We start from the raw sequence: 23,669 nt of genomic DNA on the forward strand, positions 1-23,669 counted from the left end.
ACTATTGGAAAATTAATAGGATTTGTAGGTATTGATCAACTCCGCCAAGTCTAAAATGTCCTTTTTGGTGTGATGGGCACTTAGTACAATTCTACTCTTAAGTCCGGCATGTTCGTTTGGATAGCTAAAATCGGTTATGATAATACCATGCTCAAAGAGATAGTTGGTAAGCCGTACATCGGAGTAGCTAAAAGCCGGATGTCCTTCCATGAAGTTGAAGCGCTTCCTCTGCTTCACGTTATCCAAAAAACAAGCTATATTTTTTACCAACTGTTTCCTTTTTCCCGAATAGAGTTCCTTGCTTTCCAGTAAGGTCGCCAAATAGGCGGGAGCGGCTGGACTGGCCCCTCCAAAAAAAGGAGTACGCAACAATTGCCCTATCCTGTCTTGGGTACCGAATATGGCCCCGGCCTGTATGCCAAAACCCTTTCCCAAGGAAGTGCTAACGATCAACTCCTTTGGGTTTAAGGATTTTAAGATTCCAAAAACCCCGCCACCGCTGGAACCTATTACGCCTATTGCGTGGGAATCGTCCGCTATTAGGATTACCTTGTCCAAAGGAAGTTGTTTTAACCCTTCAAAATCGGGATAGTGGGCCCCGGAAAAATCTATGGAATCCAGTAAGACTACAGGAATGCTTTTGCTCTTCCCATGCAAATGTTCCCGAACGGCAATATTGAGCGAGGCAAAAGTTACCGCTTGCTTTATGTTGGTGGCCAAATGTAGGGCAGAGTGGGTGTTGGGCGCATAGAAGAGTTTATATTTTGCAGTATCGAAATATTGGGCCACGAATTGTCCGGCCAGATAACCCGATGACAAGGTAACACAGGTATCACTGCCCACAAGATCGGCCAGATGCTGTTCCGTCTCTTTATAAATGGAAAAACGAACGTTGGAATTACGGGACGCGCCGTAATTGGTACCGTATTTTTTTATGTTTCCAATCAGGGTAGCTTGAAATTCCCCGTCCGTTTGTAGACCCAAATAGGAAGTTCCCCCAAAGTAGAGATAGTCCTTGCCTTTTATGGTTATCTCACGTCCGGGAAAGGTATCAATATAGTGTGCCATTACTTCAGGGTTATTCCGCTACCGGGCAAATCGGGAAAAACTATGTTTCCCCCTTCTCCAATTATCACCCCATCGGCAATATCTTCCTTCAAAAGTAGGGGGCCGTCCATATCCACATAATCCAATTGGGGCAATAACTGGGCAATGGCGGAAATGCCCACGGTAGATTCGGTCATACAGCCTACCATAGTTTGAAGTCCCATTTCCCGGGCCTTTTCCAACATCCGTAGGGCAGGGGTAAGGCCACCACATTTGGTCAATTTAATATTGATGCCATTGAAGTGAAGCGCACATTTATCGACATCGGCTTCGACAATGCAACTTTCATCCGCTATTACAGGAAGTACACTTTGGTGCATTACCCGTTCCATACCTTCCCAATCGTCTGCCTTTAAAGGCTGTTCCAAAAATTCCACGCCCAAATCCCGAAGCTGGGGCGCATTGTAAATGGTCTCTTCCGCCGTCCAGGCGCAATTGGCATCAATTCTAAAAATAGCATCCGTGTGTTTGCGCAGTTCCTTAACGATGTTCACATCATTGTCGGTTCCCAACTTTATTTTATAAAGGGGCCATGGCCGTTCCTTCATTTTGGCCACCATTTTGTCAATTTCCGCAATGCCTATGGTATAATTGGTAATGGGATAGTGCTCCGGTTTTGTTCCCCAAATTTCATACAACGGTTTTTCGAGTAGTTTTCCATAAAGGTCATGGGCGGCAAGATCTAGGGCACAGATGGCAAAATTGCTCAATCCTTTTTGGGCCAAGAATCGGTGAAATTCCTCGGGAATCGTAAAATTAAAGGATTCAATTTCATGCTGTACACTTTCAATTTCCGCCATCATGCTTTCGACGGTAATCTGGTAGTAAGGATTGGAAGTGGCCTCCCCGAAACCTATTTTTCCGTCTTTGGCCAAGGAAACGATCAACGTATCCTGAAAATCATGGGACTCCCTGGAAATACTGAACGTATGCTTCAATTGTAGAACGAATTTTTTTAGGTCCAATCGCATGCAAAAGTTTTGTTGCTAAGATAAACAAACAGGGCCTACTATGAAATCATAACCCCGATGATATCACCGGGGTTCGTTTGCGCTAGGCTGCTGTAAAATCAGTCCCGTTTGGTGACACTCCCCGATAAATTCTTTTTGCTCTGTACGGAGGCCTGCCCGGAATATGAGATATTGCCGCCACTGCTGGCATCCGCAGTCAGGGATTCCGAAACACTGACACTTAGATTGCCGCCACTACTGGCATCCGCATGGCAGGTTTTGGTATCCAATCCCTTGGCATTTATATTGCCACCGCTGCTAACATCTATATAGGCTACCTCGGCTTCTCCGGATAGATTTAGGTTGGCCCCGCTACTTGCATCTATATCAACATCGCCTGCGACAAATTCCACATTTAAATTGGATCCACTACTGGAATCTATTTCCAATTTATCCGCTTCCAAAGTGTTTTTTGCATTTAAATGTGCTCCACTGGAACTTTTTAAAGCGGTGACCTCGGGGAGGGAAACATAGATTTTTTTTGTGGCCCTACCTATGTTCTCTATGGCATGCACCCGCAGTCTTCCATTTTTGATATCCGTGCCGATTAGGTCTATAATGTTTTCATCGGCTTCTACCGTGATTTCAAAATCATCCGCTTGGGTCACATATACGTGCAGACCTTCAGAGGCTGATATTTCCGTAAAATCGTCCTTTACGGTACGATTTTCTTCCACTACAATACCGTTGCCTTTTTTCCCGGGTCCAAAATCCCCAAGGTTGATATCAAAAGCACAGGAAGATAAAAAGAGCGTGATTAAAAATGCGATGGTAACTTTTACTAGTGTTGTCATGATCGTTGTTTTAGATTGATGTAAAATTCGTTCTTGAAATGGTAGTTTGCGTATTTATTTTACTGAACTGTACTATTGGCGGTCCAAACTGTCGGTATGGCCGGTTGTATTAATTTTTTGTTATCGTCTTTTCGGTCGTTGTGCCATCTTCTTCAATTTTCATTTTAAATGAATTGCCATCATCACCAATATTGATGTTTACCTTATCGTTGTCCTTGTCGCTTGCCTTGAGCTTCACCCCATCCTCATCGACCTTTAATTTAAAGGACTCACCACCTTCCTCAATATTGATATCTATACCGTCCCCATTGATAATGATTTTGTTCTCATCATCTTCATCGATTTCTTCATTTAACCCTTCCGGGCAATCCAAACAGGTCAGTTCCCCGTCCTGTGCCATTTGCCACGTATACTCGCTCATGTCGCATCCATTTAGACCACGGTCATTGTCGGCTCGTAAAGTCCAACAACGACCATTGTCCCTCTCATAGTTAACAACCGTACCTACGGGAAGAAAAAGCTCCACCCTCACTTCCTGATCCTTAAACTTGTTCTCACGGGAGGTAGTAAGGAAATTGTCCAAAACTAGGCTATTGCCTTCCATAAGATAGCCGTATTGTATTTTTTCGGCAGTTGCCCTGGCCTCGTTAAAAGATGATCCATTGGCCTCCTTGCGCATTTTTAATCGGATGACCGAGTCCTTGGATTTTTTTACCGTAAGACGCACATTTTCCGAAAGCAATACTTCCTCACCCTGATCATTCTGGATAAGATGCATATTATCAATACGAATATGTCTTCCCTGATCAATAAGATCGGAGGACAGAATGGCAATATTCAAGGTATCCGTGGGACTGTCCACATAAAAAGTATCTTCTACCGTGGTACTGCCGGAATAGGCATGGGCGGCCGCCTGCCGAATCCCGAAAATGATGAGTATTATTATGGAAATCAACCACAGTCCCAACAGCGAAAATTTGGCAACGTTCCCAATGGATTTTAGATTGGTGACCAAAATCTTGAGCCCCAAATAGAGCAGGAAGAAAAAGGGTATGCCGATGGCAAAAAATAAAAACAGGGACATTAACCATACGGGTACGCTGCTAGAGTTTACTATGTTGTAAAAGTCTATCCCGGGTATATTGACCACATCGGCGATACCAACGGTCAATAGACCTATAAACAACCCGATAATGGTAGCCGCCCCAATGATGATCAAGATGATCCCGATGAATTTCGCGATGATTTTAAAAAAGAAAAGAATAATATCCCCTAGGGTGTCAAAGAAAGTCTTTCCACCACTCTTTACCCTGTTTCCAACCTTTTCATAATCTACGCTTTTTACCTTCTCGGCAACATCCTCGAATCCCTCCTTTACCTTACGTTCTATGTTACTGATGTTAATGGCTTCGCCACGCATATCCAATTTTTGGGCAGTACTGGAAGCTTCGGGTATCAATATCCATAGGAGGCCATAGATAAGGATAAAGCCTCCCCCCGAACCCAGGGTTAGGAATATCCATAGAAGACGTATCCATAAGGGATCAATGCCTAAATAATGTCCCAAACCAGAGGATACACCGGCCACATATTTCTGTTCGGTATCCCGATACAGCTTTTTTACGCGTCTCGGCTCGGTTTTGGGCCTTGGCTCGTCCTCAAAGATATCCTCGTCTACCATATAGTCTTCGGGCTGCCCCATTATGGTAATGACCTCGTCCACCTGTTTTTGGGTAATGACCTGTCGTTCGTTTTCCATTTTTTCCTGGAAAAGTTCGGCTATTCTTGCCTCGATATCGGCCAGAATTTCGTCGCTCCCGGGTGTATTGGCAAAGGAACGTTTTATAGCCTCTAGATAGCGTCGCATTTTGTTGTACGCGTCCTCATCAATATGAAAAAGTATATTGGCGAGATTTATATTTACTGTCTTGTTCATTTTTAATTGTTTTTTTTGTTGGTTACCAGATTAGTGGCCTTCCGCAGTTCGTCCCATGTAGTATCCAGCTCCTTTAAGAACATCTTTCCGGTTTCTGTTAAGGTATAGTATTTTCGTGGCGGTCCGGAAGTGGATTCTTCCCAACGATAGTTGAGCAGCCCCGCATTCTTTAAACGGGTGAGCAAGGGATAGATGGTACCTTCTACTACGAGCATCTTGGCATCCTTCAAGGTTCCCAGAATTTCAGAGGCATACTTGTCTTTTCCATCGAGGATGGAAAGTATGCAATACTCCAAAACCCCCTTGCGCATCTGCGCTTTTGTATTCTCTACGTTCATAATTTCTTTTTTCTTTTTATGCGACGCTTTCTTTCCTGTATTTGAAGTGGTAGTCTGCATAGATTAACTGTTCGTTTTTTGATCGATGAATAAACATCCTAAATTGATTTGATTGACGGTTAAACTCCTTTTTTAGGGTGTGATGAATACCCTTTATAATTGCTGTTGTGTTGGTTGATGGTCATAGCTCAATTCCCACTTAATTTTCCACGTACCCTCGTCCAAGATCCAGACATGGGTAAACTTGGCAATATCCCCTTTTTGATACTCCTGGTTTTCATTAAGAAACTCAAATCGATGTACCCCGTGTTGAATGGCACCGTACAGCTCTCCTTCCTTATAGAGTGGAAAAACTTCCAAGGAATCGTTCAACAAAATTCGCTTTGCAGGCTGTGGGTCATTGGGATTTCTCTTGGCACAGTTTTCCTCCATAGGTTTCAGGAAGTTGCCTTTACCAAAAGTGACTCCTCCCTTATCGTGATAGAATTCAAAATCCTCGCTGAACAGGTCGGCCATGGTTTCGGTATCGCATTGGTTAAAGGCGGCATCAAATAGAATGCTGTCCTTTTCCTTCAACGATTGGAACAGTTCCGATTTTTGATTTAGCTGGGCACCGACAAAAGTGTGCACCAGGAACAGGATAAAAAATATGATGTATTTTACGAGATATATCATTTTATGAAATTTATGGTTATGGGATATTTAAAAGACTGTCCTTCATTGGTACGTATGGTTCCCAAGATGGTATAGACAATATTGACGATAAAGAGGGCCCCTTGTAACAGTCCCACAGCGCCCAAGGGCCAAATCCACCTCCCAAACCTAAAGTTGTCACTATCAAAATGAAAGTTGAGGTTGTTGAGATTGTTGAGACCATCAAAACCGAAATGGGAAAAATTGAACAGGTCGGGCAGGAAACCCACGAAAAAAGGGACACTTATTAAACCTGCCACAATGGAATACAGAAGCAGGCTTATTTGAAAGTTCAAGACCTGTTTTCCATTATAGTCCACAAATTCGTACTCCTTCTTATTGGCCGTCCATAATACCAAGGGTAATATGAAATTTCCAAAGGGAATAAAGAACTTGGAAAAAGTAGACGCATGTATGATCGCGGATAGATTTTTTTCGTGTTTGCTCAAAGTATTTTCCATCACCTATTATTTTCTTATGCAAATATATATCTAAAAGAAGGTACTTTGCAAAACATAGTACTAAGATTTAACAATAAATTAACAAATTGTATTTTGAATATTTTCAATACTTTTAATATAAATAGAGGCGCAATGGCAATATCCATAGGTAAATTCAACACTTTTACATTCTTTAAACTTCCGTCGGCATGGTGGTGCGGTGTTCGGTTGCGGTATATGGATAGTACCAAGGCGGTGGTAACCGTACGGCACAGATGGATCAACCAAAACCCGTTCAAAAGTTTGTTTTGGGCCGTTCAGGGTATGGCAGCCGAAATGAGTACGGGGGCCATGGTCATTACCCAGATTTGGGAAAGCGGACAACGGATTTCTATGCTCGTGGCCAGTAATAAGGCCAGCTTTTCAAAAAAAGCCGTTGGAAAAATTACCTTTACCTGCGAGGACGGCCGCCTGATAGGGGAGGCCCTCCGAAAGACCATCGAGACCGGGGAAGGGCAGACCTTTTGGATGAAATCCGTAGGAATCAATGAGGACGGCGTAGTGGTGTCCACCTTTGATTTTGAATGGACGGTGAAGCTTAAAACGTGAATGGGAAGGAGATTGTCCCCAAATTTTTGTACTAAAAAAGGCTTTGTTCGTATCAATTAAACCCACGTTCGTAGCTTTTGGGAATGCTAATGATTTAAGGTTGTGTATTTTAGTACAATGTTTTTGTTCTCCAAGGTATATGAAAAATGGACATGGGAACGCATATCCCGCCATGTACTGTACTGGTGCAGTTGGTGGGGGTTCTATGCGTTGGTAAACACCAACTCCTATTCGGATGGCAGTTATGCGGATTGGCTTTTGGTGGAGCTTTTTGTGCTTCCCGTTAAACTGACCATTACCTATTTTGTTATCTACTATCTGCTGCCGCGATTCTCCGAGAAAAGACGGTATTTCTTGCTCTTGTTCCTAACCCTAACGCTTTGTTTTCTTGGGGCCATGGTGCTCAGGATCATGGAAATATGTTCCCTTCATTCTTGGCTTTTGCTTTCCGGAGAATTATCCTGTGCTTGGGGAAAGGCACCCTTTTTTGTCTATAAAATGGTCTATAAGGCCTTGGATCTGTTGTTTGTTGTTTCCTTGGTGGCCATTATTAAGTTTATCCAGCAGCAGATTGCCTATGAAAGGAAGACCAAAAACTTGCTCACCCAAAAACTGGAGACCGAGCTTCAATTTTTAAAACATCAATTACAGCCCCATTTTCTCTTTAATACCTTGAACAATCTTTACGGATTGATCCTCACCAAAAACGACAAGGCCGGTGATATGGTTGTAAAGTTATCGGAAATTATGAGCTATATGCTCTACGGATCCAACGAGACCTTGGTACCCATAGAAGACGAATTGGCCAATTTGGAGAATTACATCGCCCTGGAAAAAATACGATATGGAGATGAACTGCAAGTAGACTATGAAGTAATAGGGGAAACCAAGGATAAAAAAATCCCACCTTTGGTTTTGATTTCCTTTGTTGAGAATGCGTTCAAACACGGGCCTTCTTCCAATTTGGAAACCAGTTGGATCAGAATCTCGGCAGAAGTAAGCACACAACGGTTTTTGTTTGTTGTGGAGAATAGCCTTTCGATAGCCCGTCCGGAAAGAGAAAGGAACAATTCCCAGGTCAATAGCGGTATTGGCCTAAATAATGTACGCAAGCGTCTTGATCTTATCTATGGATCTGACTATGGACTCCAGATTACCCAAGGAGAGACCTACGTAATAGAACTTAGTATAAACTATCGGTAAATGGAACTTATACGTTGCCTGATTTTGGATGATGAACCCATTGCGATTACGGTCATTGAGTCGCACCTGAACGAATTCAAGGATTTGGAAATTGTTGCAAAATGCAGGAGTGCCTCTGAAGCCTTTGAAGTACTTCAGAAAGAAAAAATAGATCTCATTTTCCTGGATATCGAGATGCCCAAACTGGACGGGCTTTCCTTTTTGAAATCCCTTAAGGATCCCCCGCTGGTTTTAATTACTACGGCCCATCGTAATTTTGCCTTGGATGGGTTTGAATTGGATGTGGTGGACTATCTGTTAAAACCCATTCCGTTGGACCGCCTCATGCAGGCTATAGGAAAGGTGAGGCGTTTGCTAAGGGCCGATCAAGGGTACTATCATCCCAACGGATTTGACCCGTCGTCCTACATCTTTGTTAAGAGCGACCGGGAAAACGTAAAGATAAATTTGATGGATATCAGGTATATAGAAAGCCTAAAAAACCATGTAAAAATCGTCACTTCCCAGAAAAACCACATCACTATGGTGAGCATTGGTGAAATGCAGAATAGATTGCCCAAAAATCTTTTCCTCCGGATCCACCGATCATTTTTGGTCAATCTAGGCCATATTCAAAACTATACCAACACCTATGTGGTCATTGACCGGAAGTCCTTTCCGCTTGGTAATGTGTACAAGAATGCCGTATTGGAGGTGTTGGATAAAAACAGGATTTAGCTCTATTTCCCGACAAGCCCATAGTTTTAATAGGCTTGTTTTACCTGTTCGTATAGCAAAAACGGCTATTGGGCATTTTAGATCTTATCGAGGGGATTAAGAATCTAATTTAGATGTGAATCTAATGTATAATCTTAAAATCCTTTGACCATGAAAAACATCAAAAAGATTTTCGGAATAATAACCACCATTAGTCTCTTCATGTTTACCAGTGAAGCAATAGCGGACCTTCCCTATGACAATTCGGATCCGAGGGTACAACAACGCAATAATAAAGTAATGATGACCTTTTTTAATGAGGAAGAAGCTACCTATACCGTGGAAATATTTTCCTCCGATTACGAATTGATCCGTAAGGAGGTATTGGGGGATGCCGTAGTAGTGGGTAAAATCTTTGATTTTGGCTATTCCAAAAAGGATTTGTACCATGTACGGGTTTCCACTGCACAAGAAGTCTTGTTCCATAAAAGAATGCGACTGGGAATTTATTAAAGAAACACAAAAATAAGCGGGTTCTTAAACGACCATGTCCAAAAAACACTTCGAAAAATTAGTAGCGTAATCTTCATGAAGTTTAATATGCTAGGACATAACAAAGGCGGGACCCGCTTTTTTATTTAACTCTCCAAACGCCGATTAGGTATCCAAACCTTTCTTTTTGTGTTTAAGGTGTAGCCGAAACAGAAAACCACCTTTCCTACATTTGTTTATCTACTTTCCATACTTAATTCCCACCGGGTAATTCTAATTTACCCTTTAAATCCATAACTGGTTCACCATATCGTTGTTTTCCTTAGTTTTAATGCTAAGAATGGTCTTGCCAAAATACTATGGGTAGAAATCCAAATGGGTTTGTATACTGATTACCGGACTATCCGAATGTAACAAATGAACCGTAGTACAGACTACTATGGTAACAGTAGTATTTGCTGGAACGGTCTATTAAAACGGCCAATAAACTTTAACAAAACAAAAGATGAACGCACACGAAATAGATTATGACATTTACGGGGAAGAAATGCAATATGTAGAAATTGAACTGGATCCCCAGGAAGCGGTGGTAGCTGAGGCCGGTAGCTTTATGATGATGGATTCCGATATTAAGATGGATACCATTTTTGGGGATGGGTCCAATCAGGATAGTGGGGTTTTGGGGAAACTGTTTTCCGCCGGAAAGCGATTGCTTACGGGCGAAAGTCTTTTTATGACGGCGTTTTTAAACATAGGTCAAGGTAAGAAGCAAGTGAGCTTTGCCGCACCTTATCCCGGTAAGATCGTGCCTATTGATCTGTCCGAAAATGGCGGGAAGTTCATCTGCCAAAAAGATGCCTTTCTCTGCGCCGCAAAAGGGGTATCCGTTGGGATAGAATTCTCCAAACGATTGGGTAGGGGACTTTTTGGGGGCGAAGGCTTCATTATGCAAAAACTGGAGGGGGACGGAATGGCCTTTGTCCATGCTGGTGGTACCTTGGCACGAAAGGAGCTGTCTGCCGGTGAAGTTTTAAAGGTAGATACCGGCTGTATTGTCGGTTTTACCCAAAATGTGGATTATGACATTCAATTTGTAGGAGGAATCAAAAATACGGTATTTGGGGGCGAGGGATTGTTTTTTGCTACCCTACGCGGTCCGGGCGTTGTTTACATACAATCCTTGCCCTTTAGTCGATTGGCCGGAAGGGTTTTGGCTTCAGTTCCCAGAGGCGGAAAGGATAAGGGCGAAGGTAGTCTTCTAGGCGGTATTGGGGACTTGTTGGATGGGGATAATCGGTTTTAGGGAGGCAAGATTAGATATAAGACCTGAGATGTTAGATTAGAGATATAGGGTTTTTAGAGTGAAGGAGTAGCAATGAACAATGGGCAATGAACAATTACCAATGCGTCATGCGTATTAAGACTAACCTGAACCTTAAACTTAAAACTAACATCCGACTCAAGACCAAAAGACGAAAGATAGAAAGACATAGGACTTAAGATTTGGAAATTATATTTTTAGTTCCTCAAACCTCAAACCTCAAACCTAAAAATCTAACATCTAGCATCTGACATCTAACCGCCTATGAACTTCAAAAACCTTATCCACTTTTTAACGGAGCTCAACAAGAACAATTCCAAGGAATGGATGGATGCCAATCGCAAATGGTATAAGGAAGTACGGGACGATTATATTTCCTGGTTGGACAAAATGGACCTCACCTTAGAGGCCATGGATGACCAGTATTATTCCACTCCGGGAAGGAAGGGTATTAATCGCATCAACAACAATTTGATGTTTCATCCCAACAAACCGATTTATAAGGATCATTTTGGAGCTGGACTCGACAAACGCCCCAACACGGGGGATTTCTATGTAGAAATCGGCATTGAGCAGTCCATGCTGGCCGGAGGGTTTTGGCGTCCGGCCCCAAAAGTATTGCGCAGTATTCGTGAAGCCATTGATTATGATGGGGAGGAACTCAAAAAAATACTTAACAAAAAGTCGTTTAAGGATACCTTTGGCGACTTGGTCCTTGATGAAAAGTTAAAAAGTGCCCCAAAGGGATTCTCCAATGACCATCCCCATATAGACCTTTTGCGAAACAAGACTTTTGCGGTACTACATTCGTTTTCCAATACAGATGTATTGCAAGAAGATTTTGACCAAAAAGTAATCAAGGTCTATCAAGAAATGTTGCCTTTTCGAAGATATTTAAACAAGGCGGTAACTGTCTGACTCGGGGAATTCAGTCCGATTACCAGCGAACGATTTGTTCCATTTTATGTTTTCGATAATCCGAAGGAGGCATCCCTACTATTTTTTTGAAGGTTCTGCTAAAAAATGCCGGAGAGGTAAACCCTGATTGATAGCAGGCCTCGGTAACGTTTGCCTCTTTTTTTCGCAACATCTCGCAGGCATAGGAAACCCTTATCTCGTTTAAGGTACGGGTAAGACTTTTTAAAGTCCTTCGTTTGTAATACCTACAGAATGAGGTTTCGGTCATGTTTACGAGATTGGCCATATCGGCGACCGTTATTTTGTTTTTGAAATTGGCATAGATGTACTCTTTGATCAATCGCATTCTGCGTTCATCCAGTTCAGATCGATTGTATTCATGCTCAATGGTCAGGAAATGCATGGGTTGTTCCTCGGATAAATGGATTAAGATTTCCAAAAGGCTGGTTAGCTGATACGGCCCACTTTTCCGTGAAATTCCCTCTAAAAACCTTTTGACCTTGCCCGTTTCCTTCGTCTTAAAAAGAATACCACTTTTTGCTTTCCATAACAAGGAACGTACTTTGACCATTTCCGGGGCTTGGAAAAAATGGGCTCCCAAAAAATCATGGGCAAACTGAATGACCACTCCTTCGGGCATCGTATCACCTTCCTTATGATTCTCGTGCTTGAATATAACATGGGGAAAATCCTGCCCCAATAAGACCAATTCCCCCTCATTGAATTCCATAAATCGGTTTCCCATAATGGCAGAAACCTTTCCCTTTCTAAAGTACATGATCTCGATTTCGGGATGGTAATGCCATTTGGTATTGAGGTCAAAGGGTTCTTCCTTGATCACAAAGGAGCAATGACTTTGCGGATTGATGAGTCGGAGGGCCGGTGTTTTTTTCATGAAATACGTCCTTTTTTGCCAATGGAAGGTTCTCTAAATATACAAAAAGACAAAATAGGACAAGTAAGTGAAAACAGTATGACGCGTTAAGAAGAGAGAAAAGGTAATTTTGTAGGTATGAATTTAGGCATTAGCAGTTATACCTACGCTTGGGCCATGGGCATTGCAGGCCATGTCCCCAATAAGGTTATGAGCGCTTTTGAGCTATTGGAAAAAGCGGTACAGCATGGGGTGAACAGGGTACAGATTGCGGATAACCTTCCCTTGCATGGCCATACCTTCAGTGAATTGAAGGCCATTAAGGGTTTTGCCCTGGAAAATCGCCTTCTTATTGAAGTCGGAATGCGTGGGATGACCCCAAAGAATTTGGAAACGTATCTAGAGTTGGCTGTTTTTTTCAATTCTCCTTTTCTCCGGATGGTGATAGATACGGAAAGTTTTGAACCCGAAGTAGATCAAATCGTTGAGATTGTAAATGAGGCATTGCCAAAATTCAAGGATGCCGGGGTAGTATTGGCGGTGGAAAATCATGATAGGTTTAAGGCGAGTTCTTTTGTGGAGATTATAGAACGCACGGACAAGAGGTGGGTAGGCCTTTGCCTGGATACCATTAACTCCCTCGGGGCTGACCAGACCATTGGGGAAGTTTTGGCGGAGCTTGCCCCATATACCGTGAATTTTCATGTAAAGGATTACGAAATCAGGCGAAAGTCCCATAACCTAGGATTTGATGTATTGGGCGCTCCGGCTGGTCGCGGAATGATGCCCATTGAGATGATATTAAAAGAATTGGCAAAATACAACCGATGCCAAAGTGCCATTTTGGAGCTGTGGACGCCACCCGAAGAAAGTATAAAGACCACAATAGCAAAGGAGGAGCAGTGGGCCACTGAAAGTATATTATATCTAAAGAACTTATTTAAAAACAGAAAAGTATGAACAGGGTAGCACTTGTAGGTGCAGGCGGTAAAATGGGCATGCGCTGCACGAATAATTTGTTACATTCGGACTATGAAGTGGATTATCTTGAGGTTTCGGGAGAAGCCATCGCCCGATTACAGGAAAAGGGTGTGGAAGTGGCAGATCAGGATATAGCCTTGGCCAGAGCTGACATGGTTATTCTTGCCGTGCCGGATATAGCCATCCGGTCGGTTTCAAACGAAATTATCCCCAGGATGAAACCGGGATCCATGGTAGTCTGTTTGGATCCCGCCGCCCCCTTGGCAGGGCATTTACCCCATCGGGAAGATTTGGCTTATTATGTAACCCATCCGGCGCACCCATCGGTATTCAATTGGGAACCTACCGAGAAGGCACACTTTGATTATTATGGGGGCATTGCCGCCAAACAGACAGTGGTCTCTGCTATAATGCACGGTACCAATCAGGATTTTGAAAGGGGCGACAGCCTAACAAGAACCATTTTCAGTCCGGTGACCATAAATCATAGGATTACCGTGGAGCAAATGGCCCTATTGGAACCAGGTTTCAGTGAAACCCTAAGTTCCACATGCATTAAAAAAATCAGGGATGCTTTGGATGTGGTTGTCGCAAAGGGAGTCCCGGAGGCTGCTGCCCGGGATTTCATCCTAGGACACATCAATATACAATTGGCCGTATTATTTGGGGAGCTTCCCATACAATTCTCCGATGCCGCAATAAAGGCATTGGAACGTGCTGAAAACATTCTTTTTAAGGAGGGCTGGGAGGATATTTTTGAGATGGACAACATCCATGAACAGATCAAGGCTATTACAGAATAGTAGGTGATGTTACCGGGATAGATTTTTTATTTATGGATAAGCTTAAGTTTGCCATATTTGGCACGGGTTTTTGGGCCAACTTCCAGATTCCGGGATGGCAGGAATTGGATGGGGTAACCTGCGTGGCCGCTTACAATCGAACCCGATCCAAGGCAGATGCCATTGCACGGAAATTCGGGATTCCCAGGGTATATGATGATCCTGAGGAACTATTGGAAAAGGAAGAACTTGATTTTGTGGATATCTGTACGGATGTGAATACGCATCTGCCATTGACAAGGTTGGCCGCAAGGAGGGGTATCCATGTGGTCTGTCAAAAACCTATGGCGCCTTCCTTAAAGCAGTCACAAGAATTGGTAGATACCTGTACAAGCAACGGGGTGAAGCTTTTTATCAATGAAAACTTTAGATGGCAAGCCCCTATTCGGGAATTTAAGAGAATTTTGGACTCGGGCCTAATAGGAACCCCATTTAAGGCTAGGATTTCTTTTTGCAGCGCGTTCCCTGTTTTTGACAACCAGCCCTTTTTAGCGGAATTGGAACATTTTATCCTTACCGATATCGGTTCCCACGTTTTGGATGTTTCCCGGTTTCTTTTCGGGGAAGCCCATACACTCTATTGTTCTACCCACCGTATAAATCCGAATATAAAGGGCGAGGACGTGGCCAATGTCTTTATGCGCATGGAAAAAGGGGTCTCTTGTTACGTGGAAATGTCCTATGCCTCACTTTTGGAAAAGGAAGCTTTTCCCCAGGTACTTATACTGGTCGAGGCATCCAGTGGATCTCTTAAGCTCTCCCATGATTATACTATACGTATCACCACGGATACGGGTACCGAGGACAAAGTTGTAAGGCCCAAGCTGTACGATTGGATAGACCCGGAGTATGCCGTGGTACATTCCAGTATTGTGGATTGCCAACAGGATATCTTAAACGGATTACGTGGTGAAATCTCAGAAATGACCGGAACGGACAACTTAAGGACCGTGGAACTGGTTTGGGGGAGTTATCGATCTGCGGAAACGGATGGACTCATCAAACTAAGATAAAATCGATCAATCCATAAATTTCAACTCCTTCGGCTTTAACCCAATTGACTTTTCTTCTATTTGTACAAGGATTGGGTCTTCAGTAAAATTAGCCAAAATATAGGACCGTTTCCCATTTTCCTCAAGTATTAATCCTTCGAATACCAACGGATGGCTGCTCTCGGTATGGATTGCAAGGGCATTTTTCTTTTCGCCCAAAAAGGCAAAGACTTCATATATAGGAAATAAGCTTTGGCCCGAATCGGATAATAGTCCTTCATCGCCCAAAGTTTGAAAAAAAGTGGCTTGAGCCGCACCCCCTTGAATGATGTTTTTCAAGGATGCCAATGTCCATAGCGCATTTAATGGGGTCTTATGTCTATGGTCCAGACGCGCCCTGGCCTGTTCTTCCTCAGATATAGCCACTGTTGCATCTGGATTAGAACGGGGTTTAAGGGTAATGGGGGAAATATGGATAGGTTTCCCTTCGCTAATCATCCGGGCGCTCTTGATGACAGAGGTGAAGGTCTGCGCCGTTTCCAAAATGGACAGATCATCAGAGGCGTGTACCTGCGGATTCGCGGAAAATGACAAAAAATCAATGGAATTGGAAGGTGGTCTTTCCCGATTGATTTGTGTAAAATAATGGTCGGTTCCTCCGCCTATCGGGACATTGCCAAAGGTAGCCCTTAGTACGGGGCGTACCTTTTCCAGAAAATCCCTCTTTGTTGTTGAGGTCTCGGTGCTTAAGGGAAGTATGTTCATTATGATGAGGCCTTCCCAATTGATTTTTTTAAGCCGATTTCCCAATGTCTTGGCGTTATTGTTGGTAAAAAGGATAAGTTCTATAGGCAACTGTAAGCGTTTGGCCTGGAATAAATTGGATTCAACATTTTCTTCTTTTCCATCCAATCGAATTTCCACACGTAAAAAAGAAAGCTGTAAATCCTTTAGTTTTTGAACCTCCCAGTTAGAGAGGCTACGGCCATTGGTCTCAACTCCAAGACGTGGTAGGGGGGAGGTGTTGCCCAGAATATTGAGCTTAAGGTCCGGGCCTTGGTCAAAGGACGTATCCAAAGACCTTGGAATAACATCCAGCCGTATTCTTTGGGATACCGTTTTGCCTTTTTTCCAAGATAATGGGAATGGCAATTCCAAGGGGGTACAATAGGTCTTATATGAGGCGTCCAACCAATTGCGTTGATCTTCGGTCTCAAAAACTTCACCCTCTAAAAAGAGCCTTATTTCAGAAGTGTCCGTTTCCCAGGCCATACCCTTGATATCCTTGAATGGTTGATGTGGGGAAATGATTTCGGGAAAGGTTTGGGTGGTGCTTGAACCATCTGAATGGGTTATCCGCACTTCTTTTCCCGTGCACTTGTCACTAGGATGTAGTACACAAAATCCGATTCGATTGGCATCAAAACGGGAATAGGCCTTTCCATTTATTTCAAACGTAAGGGTGTTGCCCATGCCCATTATTTTGCACTTCCATCGAAAGTCGATCTCCTTTTGTTTACAGGTACAGTCGTATTGCAACAGAAATCCGTTGGGGTTCTTCTTAAGGGTGGCGTTATTGATATGGTGCGGCACGGTGCCCCAATTGGAATCCCGTACAGCAAAGTAGATCATTCGTAGTAGTTCTTCATTGCCGAACCTTATATAGCGCAAAAATCCGTTTTCAAAGAGGACGTCAAGATGACCGGTTCGCAAGGTCAAAGGGTTGTTCAGGTCTACCATCATTTTTTTGCCCAATTTGCGCCCCACATCTTGGGCGCCATTTCCTTGAGATTATCCTTATGGATAACAAAGCCCGGATCAATAATCGTTTGTTTCACGGCCTTCCCATTTAACTGATCAATAATAGCCTGTATGGAAGCATCACATTCATAATAAACATCCTGGACCCCATCAGCATCCAGATACCCTTCCACAAGCATTTTGTAGGCCATGGCATCACCATCAAAGCCACCCAGTATTACATGCTTTTGATGCCCTATGGGATGGTACTTGTCCACATTTTTTAATGCGGAGATTATTGAAGGAAACAAAAAATCCGAACTGGAAAAAATAAAGGAAATATCCGGATGGGCCTGCAATGCGTTGGTCACCCCGGCCAATGCTTTCTCCTGGTTCCATTCCGTAGGAATCTCGGCCACTAGTTCTATGGTGTCTGGATATTCGGCAATGGCATCGTTGAACCCGTTACGGCGATGGACTGCATTGATGTCGCCAAGATCCCCGATTAGAATCATGGCCTTATGTTTCTTACCGGATTTCCGGGCCAGTTCGCACATATATTTCACGGTCTTTTTGGCAATATCATAGTTGTCCGCCACTACGGTGGTATAGCTGCCCTCATTCTCTGCAGGTAGCCTGTTGTAGATAACAATGGGAATATTGGCCCGATTGGCCGCTTTAATGATCGGGATAATGGTATGGGCATCCTTGGGCGCGATTACTATGCCATCCACCCCTCTGGAGATAAAATTGTTTATCTGCTCAAATTGTCTGTTCGCATCACCATTGGCCACCGCTTCAAGATAATCGGCTTTGTTTTTTTGGGACGCATCTTTCATAGCCTCTATACTTGCCACCCAATATTCGGTTTGTAGAATTTCAAATGAGATACCAATGGTGGTCCTTTCCAATTTTTTCGCACAAGCACTTAGTAACAGGCCAATAAAAGACAGCAATAAGGCCGTTCCATGGAAAATAGTTCTTTTTACCTTCAGTGTATTCCCCATCTTTTTAATTTTTGCTGTTGTAGATGTCGCAGGCTATCGATCAGGACTACCAAAAAAATAACGCCTCCGGTAATCAAAGGATATAGATAGGGGTCTGCGTTTACCATTACAAGGCCGTTCTGGATACATTGTACCAACAAAACTCCAACCAATGTCCCGGGAAAAACGGTTCCTTTACCTCCAAAAAGGCTTGTACCACCAAGGACGGCAGCCGCAATGGCCATAAACTCGCTTTGTAATCCAAAAGTAGGGGAAACGGCCCCGAGTTGGGAAATGGCTACCAAACCTCCAATCGATGCGCAGAGACCACAGATGAGGTATACCTTGAGCAGGATTCCATTGACTCGAATACCTGCTTTCTTGGATTTTAAAGTACTGTGGCCAACTGCATAGACTTGTTTGCCAAAAGTGGTCTTGGTAAGTAGTAGGTGCCCAATGACCACCACCAGAACAAACGCGATTATTGGAAAGGGTATGCCAAAAAGCTTTGCCGAACCAATCTTAAGAAAGGATTCCGGTAGATTGATCGCCCTCGTTTCGGAAAGGAACAATCCAAGACCGCGCCCCATATAAAATGTGGCCAGGGTGACTATAAAAGGGACAATTTTGGCCCTGACCACCAAAAAGCCGTTCATCAGCCCAAAAAGTATACCTACTGCCAATACAACGGAAAAAGCCATCCACAATGGGAAGCCGGCCACTACCATTTTGCTTGAGATTACTCCCGCCAAAAACATAATGGAGCCTACCGATAGGTCTATACCGGCGGTCAATAGGACGAATGTCATTCCTGTGGCTATAATTCCCAAGGAAGAAGCCTGTGTAAGTACATTGATCAAGTTTTGGAAGGAAAAAAAACTTTTGGAAAGCAATCCGAACACCGTTAGGACTATTATAAAAAGGACTAGGGTGGAGTGATGGAGTAGACGTTGGACGGTTTTATTTGTTATCCATTTCATAATTACAGTGCTTCTTTTCCAGTGTGGTGTAAAGCCGCCTCCAAAATGGCCGACCGGTCAAACTCTTCCTTTTTGAACTCTCTACAAATCTGGCCTTCGCTCATTACAATTATTCGGTCGCAAAGCCCCAGGAGTTCCTCTATTTCCGATGATATCAAAACCGTACTGGAACCTGATTTCACCAAGGCATTGATCAACGTATAGATTTCATGCTTGGCCCCTATATCTATTCCCTTGGTAGGTTCATCCAAGATGAGAAGTTCGGGTTCGGTCAAGAGCCATTTGGCCAAAACTACCTTCTGTTGGTTGCCCCCGCTCAAAGTGGAGACCGCCTGCGTAGTAAGATTTTGGTATTTGGTATTTAGGGCATCGGCCTGTACCCGGCTTCTTTTCCCGACCTCCTCGTAATCAACGCGATTCAAGGACTTTGTATATCTTGGAAGAACGGCAAGTTGGATGTTTTTTGCAATCGTCTGGTCTATCATTAGGCCCTCCTCTTGACGATTTTCCGTGAGGAAGGCCACACCTTGTTTTATCCATTTTACCGGGTTGGGGTTATGCATTGTTCGTCCGTTCCATCTAAGAGTTCCCATTTCCAGCGGATCAAGTCCATAGACCATTCGGATCATTTCTGATCGTCCGGCACCTACAAGTCCATAAAAGCCCAAGACTTCACCTTTTTCAACTGAAAAATCAAGGGGGCCTATATATCCCGCCTTAAGACCGCTAACCTCAAGACAAGTTTCTCCTAAAGTAACCGTATCCCGTTGCGGAATAAATTCTCCCATATCCCGACCTATCATGTGGTTCACCAAAGTAGGTATCGTATAGGATGTGGTCTCGTCATGTGCGATCAATTCCCCGTCTCGGAGAACGGCTATGTAGTCGGTCAGTTGCATGACGTCCTCTAGGTTATGGCTTATATAGATAATAGCCAACCCCTGATTTTTTAATGAACGGATAAGGCTGAACAATTTTTGAGCCTCATGACGCGTAAGGGAAGTGGTGGGTTCGTCGAATATTACGATTTTGGGATTTGTACTCAGGGCCTTGGCAATTTCCACCATTTGCCTTTGGGCCGCCATTAAATTCGCTACGGGCATATTGGGGGAAATGTCCAATCCGACCTGTGAGAGAATTTTTTCCGTTTTTTCCCGTGCCGTTTTTCCATCCAGAAAGCGGCATCCCAACACCCTTTTTTTGGGGAAATTAACGATGAAGAGGTTTTCCGCTATGCTTAAATTGGGAAAAAGGTTCAGTTCCTGATGGATAAATGCTATTCCATTGGTTTGGGCGTCATTTGGTGAATCGGGAGCATAAACCTTTCCGTTAAGTGCCATTTCACCCGAACTTAAGGGAATAATTCCTCCTAGGATGTTCATCAAAGTAGATTTGCCCGCTCCGTTTTCGCCCACCAGACCCAGTACGCTTCCCGTCCCCAGTGCCAGTTGTATTCCCTTTAGCACCGCTACTTCCCCAAAGCTTTTATATATATCCTTAAATTCCAGTAGCATGCTATGTAGCTCTCAATGATTTTTCCCGATAGGCGTTCAACAGGGCCGCCAACAGTATTACGGAACCTTTTACGATCATAATGAGGAAAAAAGAAAGGCCTATAAGGTTGAGGCTGTTGTCCAACAAAACCATGAAAAAAGCACCAAAAAATGTCCATATAATCTTTCCCTTTCCCCCAAAGAGACTGGTACCCCCTATAACCACGGCCCCGATGACATCCAATAGGATATTCTGTCCCATGACCGGGGAACCTGTCTCCAGCCTTGCCGTATAAAAAATAGCTCCGATCGCGGCACAAAACCCACTGAAGGCATAAACAAAAATTATTGTCCTCGCCACTTTAACGCCCGATATCCGGGACGTTTCCATACTGAGACCTACGGCGTAGATCCATTCCCCCAAAAGGGTCTTGTTCAGCAAAAAATAGGATAATCCCAGGACGAATAACCCCAAATATACCGGTACCGGGATGCCCATAAGGGAACGGTACGGCATATTCACAAAGGCTTCGGGTAAATTATAAATATTCTGCGATTGGGTAAGCCAAATGGCGAGGCCACTAAAAAGCATCATTGTAGTCAATGTTACCATAAATGCGGGCATGCCGAATCTTGCCACGGCAATCCCATTTAACGTTCCAATGGAAATTCCCGCGAGCAACATACCCAAAATGCCAAAGATCAGAGACTCCGGTGAGTTGAATATAGCGGTATCGCTGCTCATAAGATAGCCTCCTGTTACGCTGGAAACGGCAATTATTGAAGTGATGGAAAGATCAATACCTGAGGTAATCATTACATAGGTTTGACCGAGGGCTATGACCAGTAGCGGCAGCAAATTGTATAGGAGGTTCCAGGTATTATTGACAGTAAAAAAGCCTGGTGCCACAAAGGCCATTATCGCATAATAACCTAAGCAGAGGTAAATTATGGATGCCGTTCCCGATGTTTTGAAAAACGATGCCTTCAATCTGAAAAAAAATTTATTGTCCCGGTCTCCCGAATTTGGAATCCGTGGCGTCCGCTACCAGTATCCAATCGTTCCCTTTTCCTGAAGTAGGAGGGGTTATCCTTATCCTGGCCGACCTTTGCAACATTTCCCCTTCATAGGAATTCCCGGTGCGCGGATCATACCACCATGTTTTTAGACTGGCTGTATTGAGCCGACTAAAATCAATAGTGACCTGTTTTCCGGTCGGAAAATATATCATGGCATAGGTTCCATTGCTATCACGGGTGGCAATGACGTAGTCGTCCGTTTCCATCTGTTCATCGATTATCATGGCAGGATCGGGGATACGGCTAAGGAAAGGTCGGGACAACATAAGGTTTTTTAAATGCTTTACCTGGGTAGCCATAGGTAGCTCCAAGGCTTCGGGCCAAGGCCGCAACGGGCCGTTTATGCCTTGTTTATCCAGCTTGTACATTTGCCAAACATCATGACAGCCATAGGTTTGCCCAAACGCCCCGGCAAAAACGTTCCAATACATGATCCGGCGTATATCCCGGGCAGTGCTATAACCCAATTCCTTGGCGTTAAAACAATTGGGATGGTCTTCATAAAGTGGTTCCCCATCCAATACAGGTTTGGTTGGGCCCAGATTATAGTCATGTGCTATATGCTTATAGGTACCCTTATTGGCACAATGTCCGGTTTGGTGCATATTAAAATCGAGCCATGCATCTTGGTGGAACCAGGTTGAAGATCCCCCAAGTTCCTTGGGTTGGGGATGAAAACTCATCAGCACATTTTCATTGCCCCCAGCAGCCGCAACGATTCCGTTAGCCATTTGTCGCCACACCATCACATCATTGGAGCCCTTCCTGGGATTTCGATCACCACCGACAATCCAAATGATATTGTCAAAATCCTTATATCGGTGCCCGATCCATTTACCAAATAACTCGGCGTTATCCAGGGTAAAGACTTCCGGTCCTACGCCCCAACTTTCCTTAAAGAGCTTATCGCCCCAAGTGGGTAACAGCGCTATGTAAATTCCCAGGGAATCCGCTTTTCGTATAACATAATCCACATGTTGAAAATACCGATCATTGGGAGTTTTTGGATCATTGTCCAATAAGGGCGTTTCACCGTACGGATTAGGCGTGTTGAGACCATCTATTTCGGCCAGTGCCACGGCCTGTACTACATTGAAACCTTGTTCCGCTCTTTTTTCCAGGTACATATTCGCCTCTTCCCGATCACATCTATGGAATAGCTGCCAGGCCGTATCCGCCAACCAGAAGAAAGGCATTCCGTTCTCGGTGACCAAATAGCGGTTATTTTCGCTTACTTTCAGTTTTTGTGCCTTGAGATGAACTGTGCAGAGAAGTACAATTCCAATACAAAGGGATAAAGACCTTATAGACATGGTAAAACAGTTTTGGTTGAACGCAATAACAAATGTAAACTACGGTATAGATAAATTGATTATCCTGTTTAGCTATAGTTTGACGCAAATTATCTTAATTGAAAAATAAAGGCTTAAGAACGAGTTTTATCTTGCCTTAAAGATAGAGGGACTACTTCCATTAAAAATAATCCCGCATACTCGCTTAAATGCATACTTTTACAGGTATTGTTTTAAATCAATATCAATGAAAAACGGAAACATAAAAAATATAAAAAAGCAATTGTTATCGGACAATTGGTACACGCTCAACAAATTCACCTATGAGTACCAAAAGCCAGATGGCAGTTGGGAAACCCAATATCGCGAAGCCTATGACCGGGGCAATGGTGCCGCTATATTGCTGTTTAACCAAGAGAAGGGTACGGTAATCCTAACGCGCCAATTCCGTATGCCCACTTATGTCAATGGGAATAGTGATGGGATGATGATCGAAGTCTGTGCCGGCCTTTTGGATGGGGAAAATCCTGAGGACTGCATCAAAAAAGAAGTGGAGGAGGAAACCGGGTTTAAAGTGGATAACGTGCAGAAGGTTTTTGAATCCTATATGTCTCCCGGTTCTGTGACCGAGATCCTTTATTTTTTTATTGCCGAATATGAGGATAAAATGAAAGTAAGTGAAGGCGGCGGGATAGATGAGGAGACCGAAAATATTGAAGTCTTGGAATATTCCTTTGAAAAGGCACTGGATATGATACAAACCGGGGAAATTAAGGACGCCAAGACCATTATGTTGTTACAATATGCCCAGATCAATACGTTATTTTCCTGAGAAATTCCCGACCATGGTAT

Annotated in this window: 24 protein-coding genes; 10 read left to right on the plus strand and 14 right to left on the minus strand. The window is 43.6% G+C overall.

The genetic code is table 11. From position 1 onward, the window contains the following. Positions 1-12: 12 nt before the first annotated feature. The 7 genes from ACO06Y_RS13665 to ACO06Y_RS13695 all read right to left on the minus strand — a co-directional run bounded on the left by ACO06Y_RS13665 (position 13) and on the right by ACO06Y_RS13695 (position 6,339). Positions 13-1,068: a pyridoxal phosphate-dependent aminotransferase family protein gene (locus ACO06Y_RS13665; protein ID WP_422079538.1), complete on the minus strand. Its 1,056-nt coding sequence runs from the start codon at positions 1,066-1,068 to the stop codon at positions 13-15. Further along, entirely contained in the window at positions 1,068-2,078 is a 1,011-nt protein-coding gene (locus ACO06Y_RS13670) for a dipeptide epimerase (RefSeq protein WP_422079539.1), read from the minus strand. The genes ACO06Y_RS13665 and ACO06Y_RS13670 overlap by 1 nt, the downstream gene beginning before the upstream one ends. Before the next feature lie 98 nt (positions 2,079-2,176). Further along, positions 2,177-2,911: a head GIN domain-containing protein gene (locus ACO06Y_RS13675; RefSeq protein ID WP_422079541.1), complete on the minus strand. Its 735-nt coding sequence runs from the start codon at positions 2,909-2,911 to the stop codon at positions 2,177-2,179. A gap of 109 nt (positions 2,912-3,020) precedes the next feature. Continuing rightward, positions 3,021-4,847 (minus strand): PspC domain-containing protein, encoded by a 1,827-nt coding sequence (locus tag ACO06Y_RS13680; protein WP_422079542.1) that lies wholly within the window; start codon positions 4,845-4,847, stop codon positions 3,021-3,023. A gap of 2 nt (positions 4,848-4,849) precedes the next feature. After that, a complete protein-coding gene (locus ACO06Y_RS13685) occupies positions 4,850-5,185 on the minus strand; it encodes a PadR family transcriptional regulator (RefSeq protein ID WP_299537373.1) in 336 nt (111 codons plus the stop codon). Positions 5,186-5,338: 153 nt separating this feature from the next. Then, positions 5,339-5,860, minus strand: coding sequence for a nuclear transport factor 2 family protein (locus tag ACO06Y_RS13690; protein ID WP_422079543.1), 522 nt, complete (start codon positions 5,858-5,860; stop codon positions 5,339-5,341). After that, positions 5,857-6,339, minus strand: coding sequence for a DUF4870 domain-containing protein (locus tag ACO06Y_RS13695; protein WP_422079544.1), 483 nt, complete (start codon positions 6,337-6,339; stop codon positions 5,857-5,859). The genes ACO06Y_RS13690 and ACO06Y_RS13695 overlap by 4 nt, the downstream gene beginning before the upstream one ends. Before the next feature lie 132 nt (positions 6,340-6,471). On the opposite strand from ACO06Y_RS13695, the gene ACO06Y_RS13700 reads away from it, so the two are divergent. The 6 genes from ACO06Y_RS13700 to ACO06Y_RS13725 all read left to right on the plus strand — a co-directional run bounded on the left by ACO06Y_RS13700 (position 6,472) and on the right by ACO06Y_RS13725 (position 11,557). Beyond that, positions 6,472-6,927: a DUF4442 domain-containing protein gene (locus ACO06Y_RS13700; protein WP_422079545.1), complete on the plus strand. Its 456-nt coding sequence runs from the start codon at positions 6,472-6,474 to the stop codon at positions 6,925-6,927. A gap of 102 nt (positions 6,928-7,029) precedes the next feature. Then, positions 7,030-8,130: a sensor histidine kinase gene (locus ACO06Y_RS13705; RefSeq protein WP_422079546.1), complete on the plus strand. Its 1,101-nt coding sequence runs from the start codon at positions 7,030-7,032 to the stop codon at positions 8,128-8,130. After that, on the plus strand, positions 8,131-8,847 hold the full coding sequence (locus ACO06Y_RS13710; RefSeq protein WP_422079547.1) for a LytR/AlgR family response regulator transcription factor: 717 nt from the start codon (positions 8,131-8,133) through the stop codon (positions 8,845-8,847). Positions 8,848-8,997: 150 nt separating this feature from the next. Beyond that, positions 8,998-9,339 carry a hypothetical protein gene (locus tag ACO06Y_RS13715; RefSeq protein ID WP_422079548.1) on the plus strand — a complete coding sequence of 114 codons (342 nt, stop codon included), beginning with the start codon at positions 8,998-9,000 and terminating at the stop codon, positions 9,337-9,339. Between the two features lie 484 nt (positions 9,340-9,823). Continuing rightward, the gene (locus ACO06Y_RS13720) at positions 9,824-10,621 is read left to right on the plus strand and encodes a TIGR00266 family protein (protein ID WP_422079549.1); all 798 of its coding nucleotides are present in this window, start codon (positions 9,824-9,826) and stop codon (positions 10,619-10,621) included. Between the two features lie 282 nt (positions 10,622-10,903). Next, the gene (locus tag ACO06Y_RS13725) at positions 10,904-11,557 is read left to right on the plus strand and encodes a DUF2461 domain-containing protein (protein ID WP_422079550.1); all 654 of its coding nucleotides are present in this window, start codon (positions 10,904-10,906) and stop codon (positions 11,555-11,557) included. A gap of 19 nt (positions 11,558-11,576) precedes the next feature. Here ACO06Y_RS13725 and ACO06Y_RS13730 read toward each other — a convergent pair whose 3' ends face one another. After that, on the minus strand, positions 11,577-12,452 hold the full coding sequence (locus ACO06Y_RS13730; RefSeq protein ID WP_422079551.1) for an AraC family transcriptional regulator: 876 nt from the start codon (positions 12,450-12,452) through the stop codon (positions 11,577-11,579). 117 nt (positions 12,453-12,569) lie between these two features. On the opposite strand from ACO06Y_RS13730, the gene ACO06Y_RS13735 reads away from it, so the two are divergent. The 3 genes from ACO06Y_RS13735 to ACO06Y_RS13745 are packed head-to-tail and all read left to right on the plus strand — an operon-like array spanning position 12,570 to position 15,267. Next, entirely contained in the window at positions 12,570-13,391 is an 822-nt protein-coding gene (locus ACO06Y_RS13735) for a sugar phosphate isomerase/epimerase family protein (RefSeq protein ID WP_422079552.1), read from the plus strand. Then, complete coding sequence (locus ACO06Y_RS13740; RefSeq protein WP_422079553.1) at positions 13,388-14,215, plus strand: phosphogluconate dehydrogenase C-terminal domain-containing protein; 828 nt, start codon at positions 13,388-13,390, stop codon at positions 14,213-14,215. Before ACO06Y_RS13735 ends, ACO06Y_RS13740 begins: the two co-directional genes overlap by 4 nt. Positions 14,216-14,247: 32 nt before the next feature. Beyond that, entirely contained in the window at positions 14,248-15,267 is a 1,020-nt protein-coding gene (locus ACO06Y_RS13745; RefSeq protein ID WP_422079554.1) for a Gfo/Idh/MocA family protein, read from the plus strand. A 6-nt stretch (positions 15,268-15,273) separates the two neighbouring features. Here the strand turns inward: ACO06Y_RS13745 and ACO06Y_RS13750 are convergent, their stop codons facing one another. Genes ACO06Y_RS13750 through ACO06Y_RS13775 form a run of 6 tightly spaced genes read right to left on the minus strand, consistent with a single transcriptional unit; the run spans position 15,274 to position 22,838 of the window. Then, positions 15,274-16,989: a hypothetical protein gene (locus ACO06Y_RS13750; RefSeq protein ID WP_422079555.1), complete on the minus strand. Its 1,716-nt coding sequence runs from the start codon at positions 16,987-16,989 to the stop codon at positions 15,274-15,276. Beyond that, positions 16,986-17,993: a sugar ABC transporter substrate-binding protein gene (locus ACO06Y_RS13755; protein ID WP_422079556.1), complete on the minus strand. Its 1,008-nt coding sequence runs from the start codon at positions 17,991-17,993 to the stop codon at positions 16,986-16,988. Before ACO06Y_RS13755 ends, ACO06Y_RS13750 begins: the two co-directional genes overlap by 4 nt. Beyond that, positions 17,978-18,952 (minus strand): ABC transporter permease, encoded by a 975-nt coding sequence (locus ACO06Y_RS13760; RefSeq protein ID WP_422079557.1) that lies wholly within the window; start codon positions 18,950-18,952, stop codon positions 17,978-17,980. The genes ACO06Y_RS13755 and ACO06Y_RS13760 overlap by 16 nt, the downstream gene beginning before the upstream one ends. A gap of 2 nt (positions 18,953-18,954) precedes the next feature. Continuing rightward, positions 18,955-20,466, minus strand: a complete 1,512-nt coding sequence (locus tag ACO06Y_RS13765) for a sugar ABC transporter ATP-binding protein (RefSeq protein ID WP_422079558.1) — start codon at positions 20,464-20,466, stop codon at positions 18,955-18,957. Position 20,467: 1 nt separating this feature from the next. Next, positions 20,468-21,436: an ABC transporter permease gene (locus ACO06Y_RS13770; RefSeq protein WP_422079559.1), complete on the minus strand. Its 969-nt coding sequence runs from the start codon at positions 21,434-21,436 to the stop codon at positions 20,468-20,470. 13 nt (positions 21,437-21,449) lie between these two features. After that, positions 21,450-22,838 (minus strand): glycoside hydrolase family 140 protein, encoded by a 1,389-nt coding sequence (locus ACO06Y_RS13775; RefSeq protein WP_422079560.1) that lies wholly within the window; start codon positions 22,836-22,838, stop codon positions 21,450-21,452. 226 nt (positions 22,839-23,064) lie between these two features. Here ACO06Y_RS13775 and nudK point away from each other — a divergent pair, with 226 nt between their 5' ends. Beyond that, a complete protein-coding gene (gene nudK, locus ACO06Y_RS13780; RefSeq protein ID WP_422079561.1) occupies positions 23,065-23,649 on the plus strand; it encodes a GDP-mannose pyrophosphatase NudK in 585 nt (194 codons plus the stop codon). Positions 23,650-23,669: the final 20 nt, after the last annotated feature.

The organism is Ulvibacterium sp. (assembly GCF_965228935.1).
GTDB lineage: Bacteria > Bacteroidota > Bacteroidia > Flavobacteriales > Flavobacteriaceae > Ulvibacterium.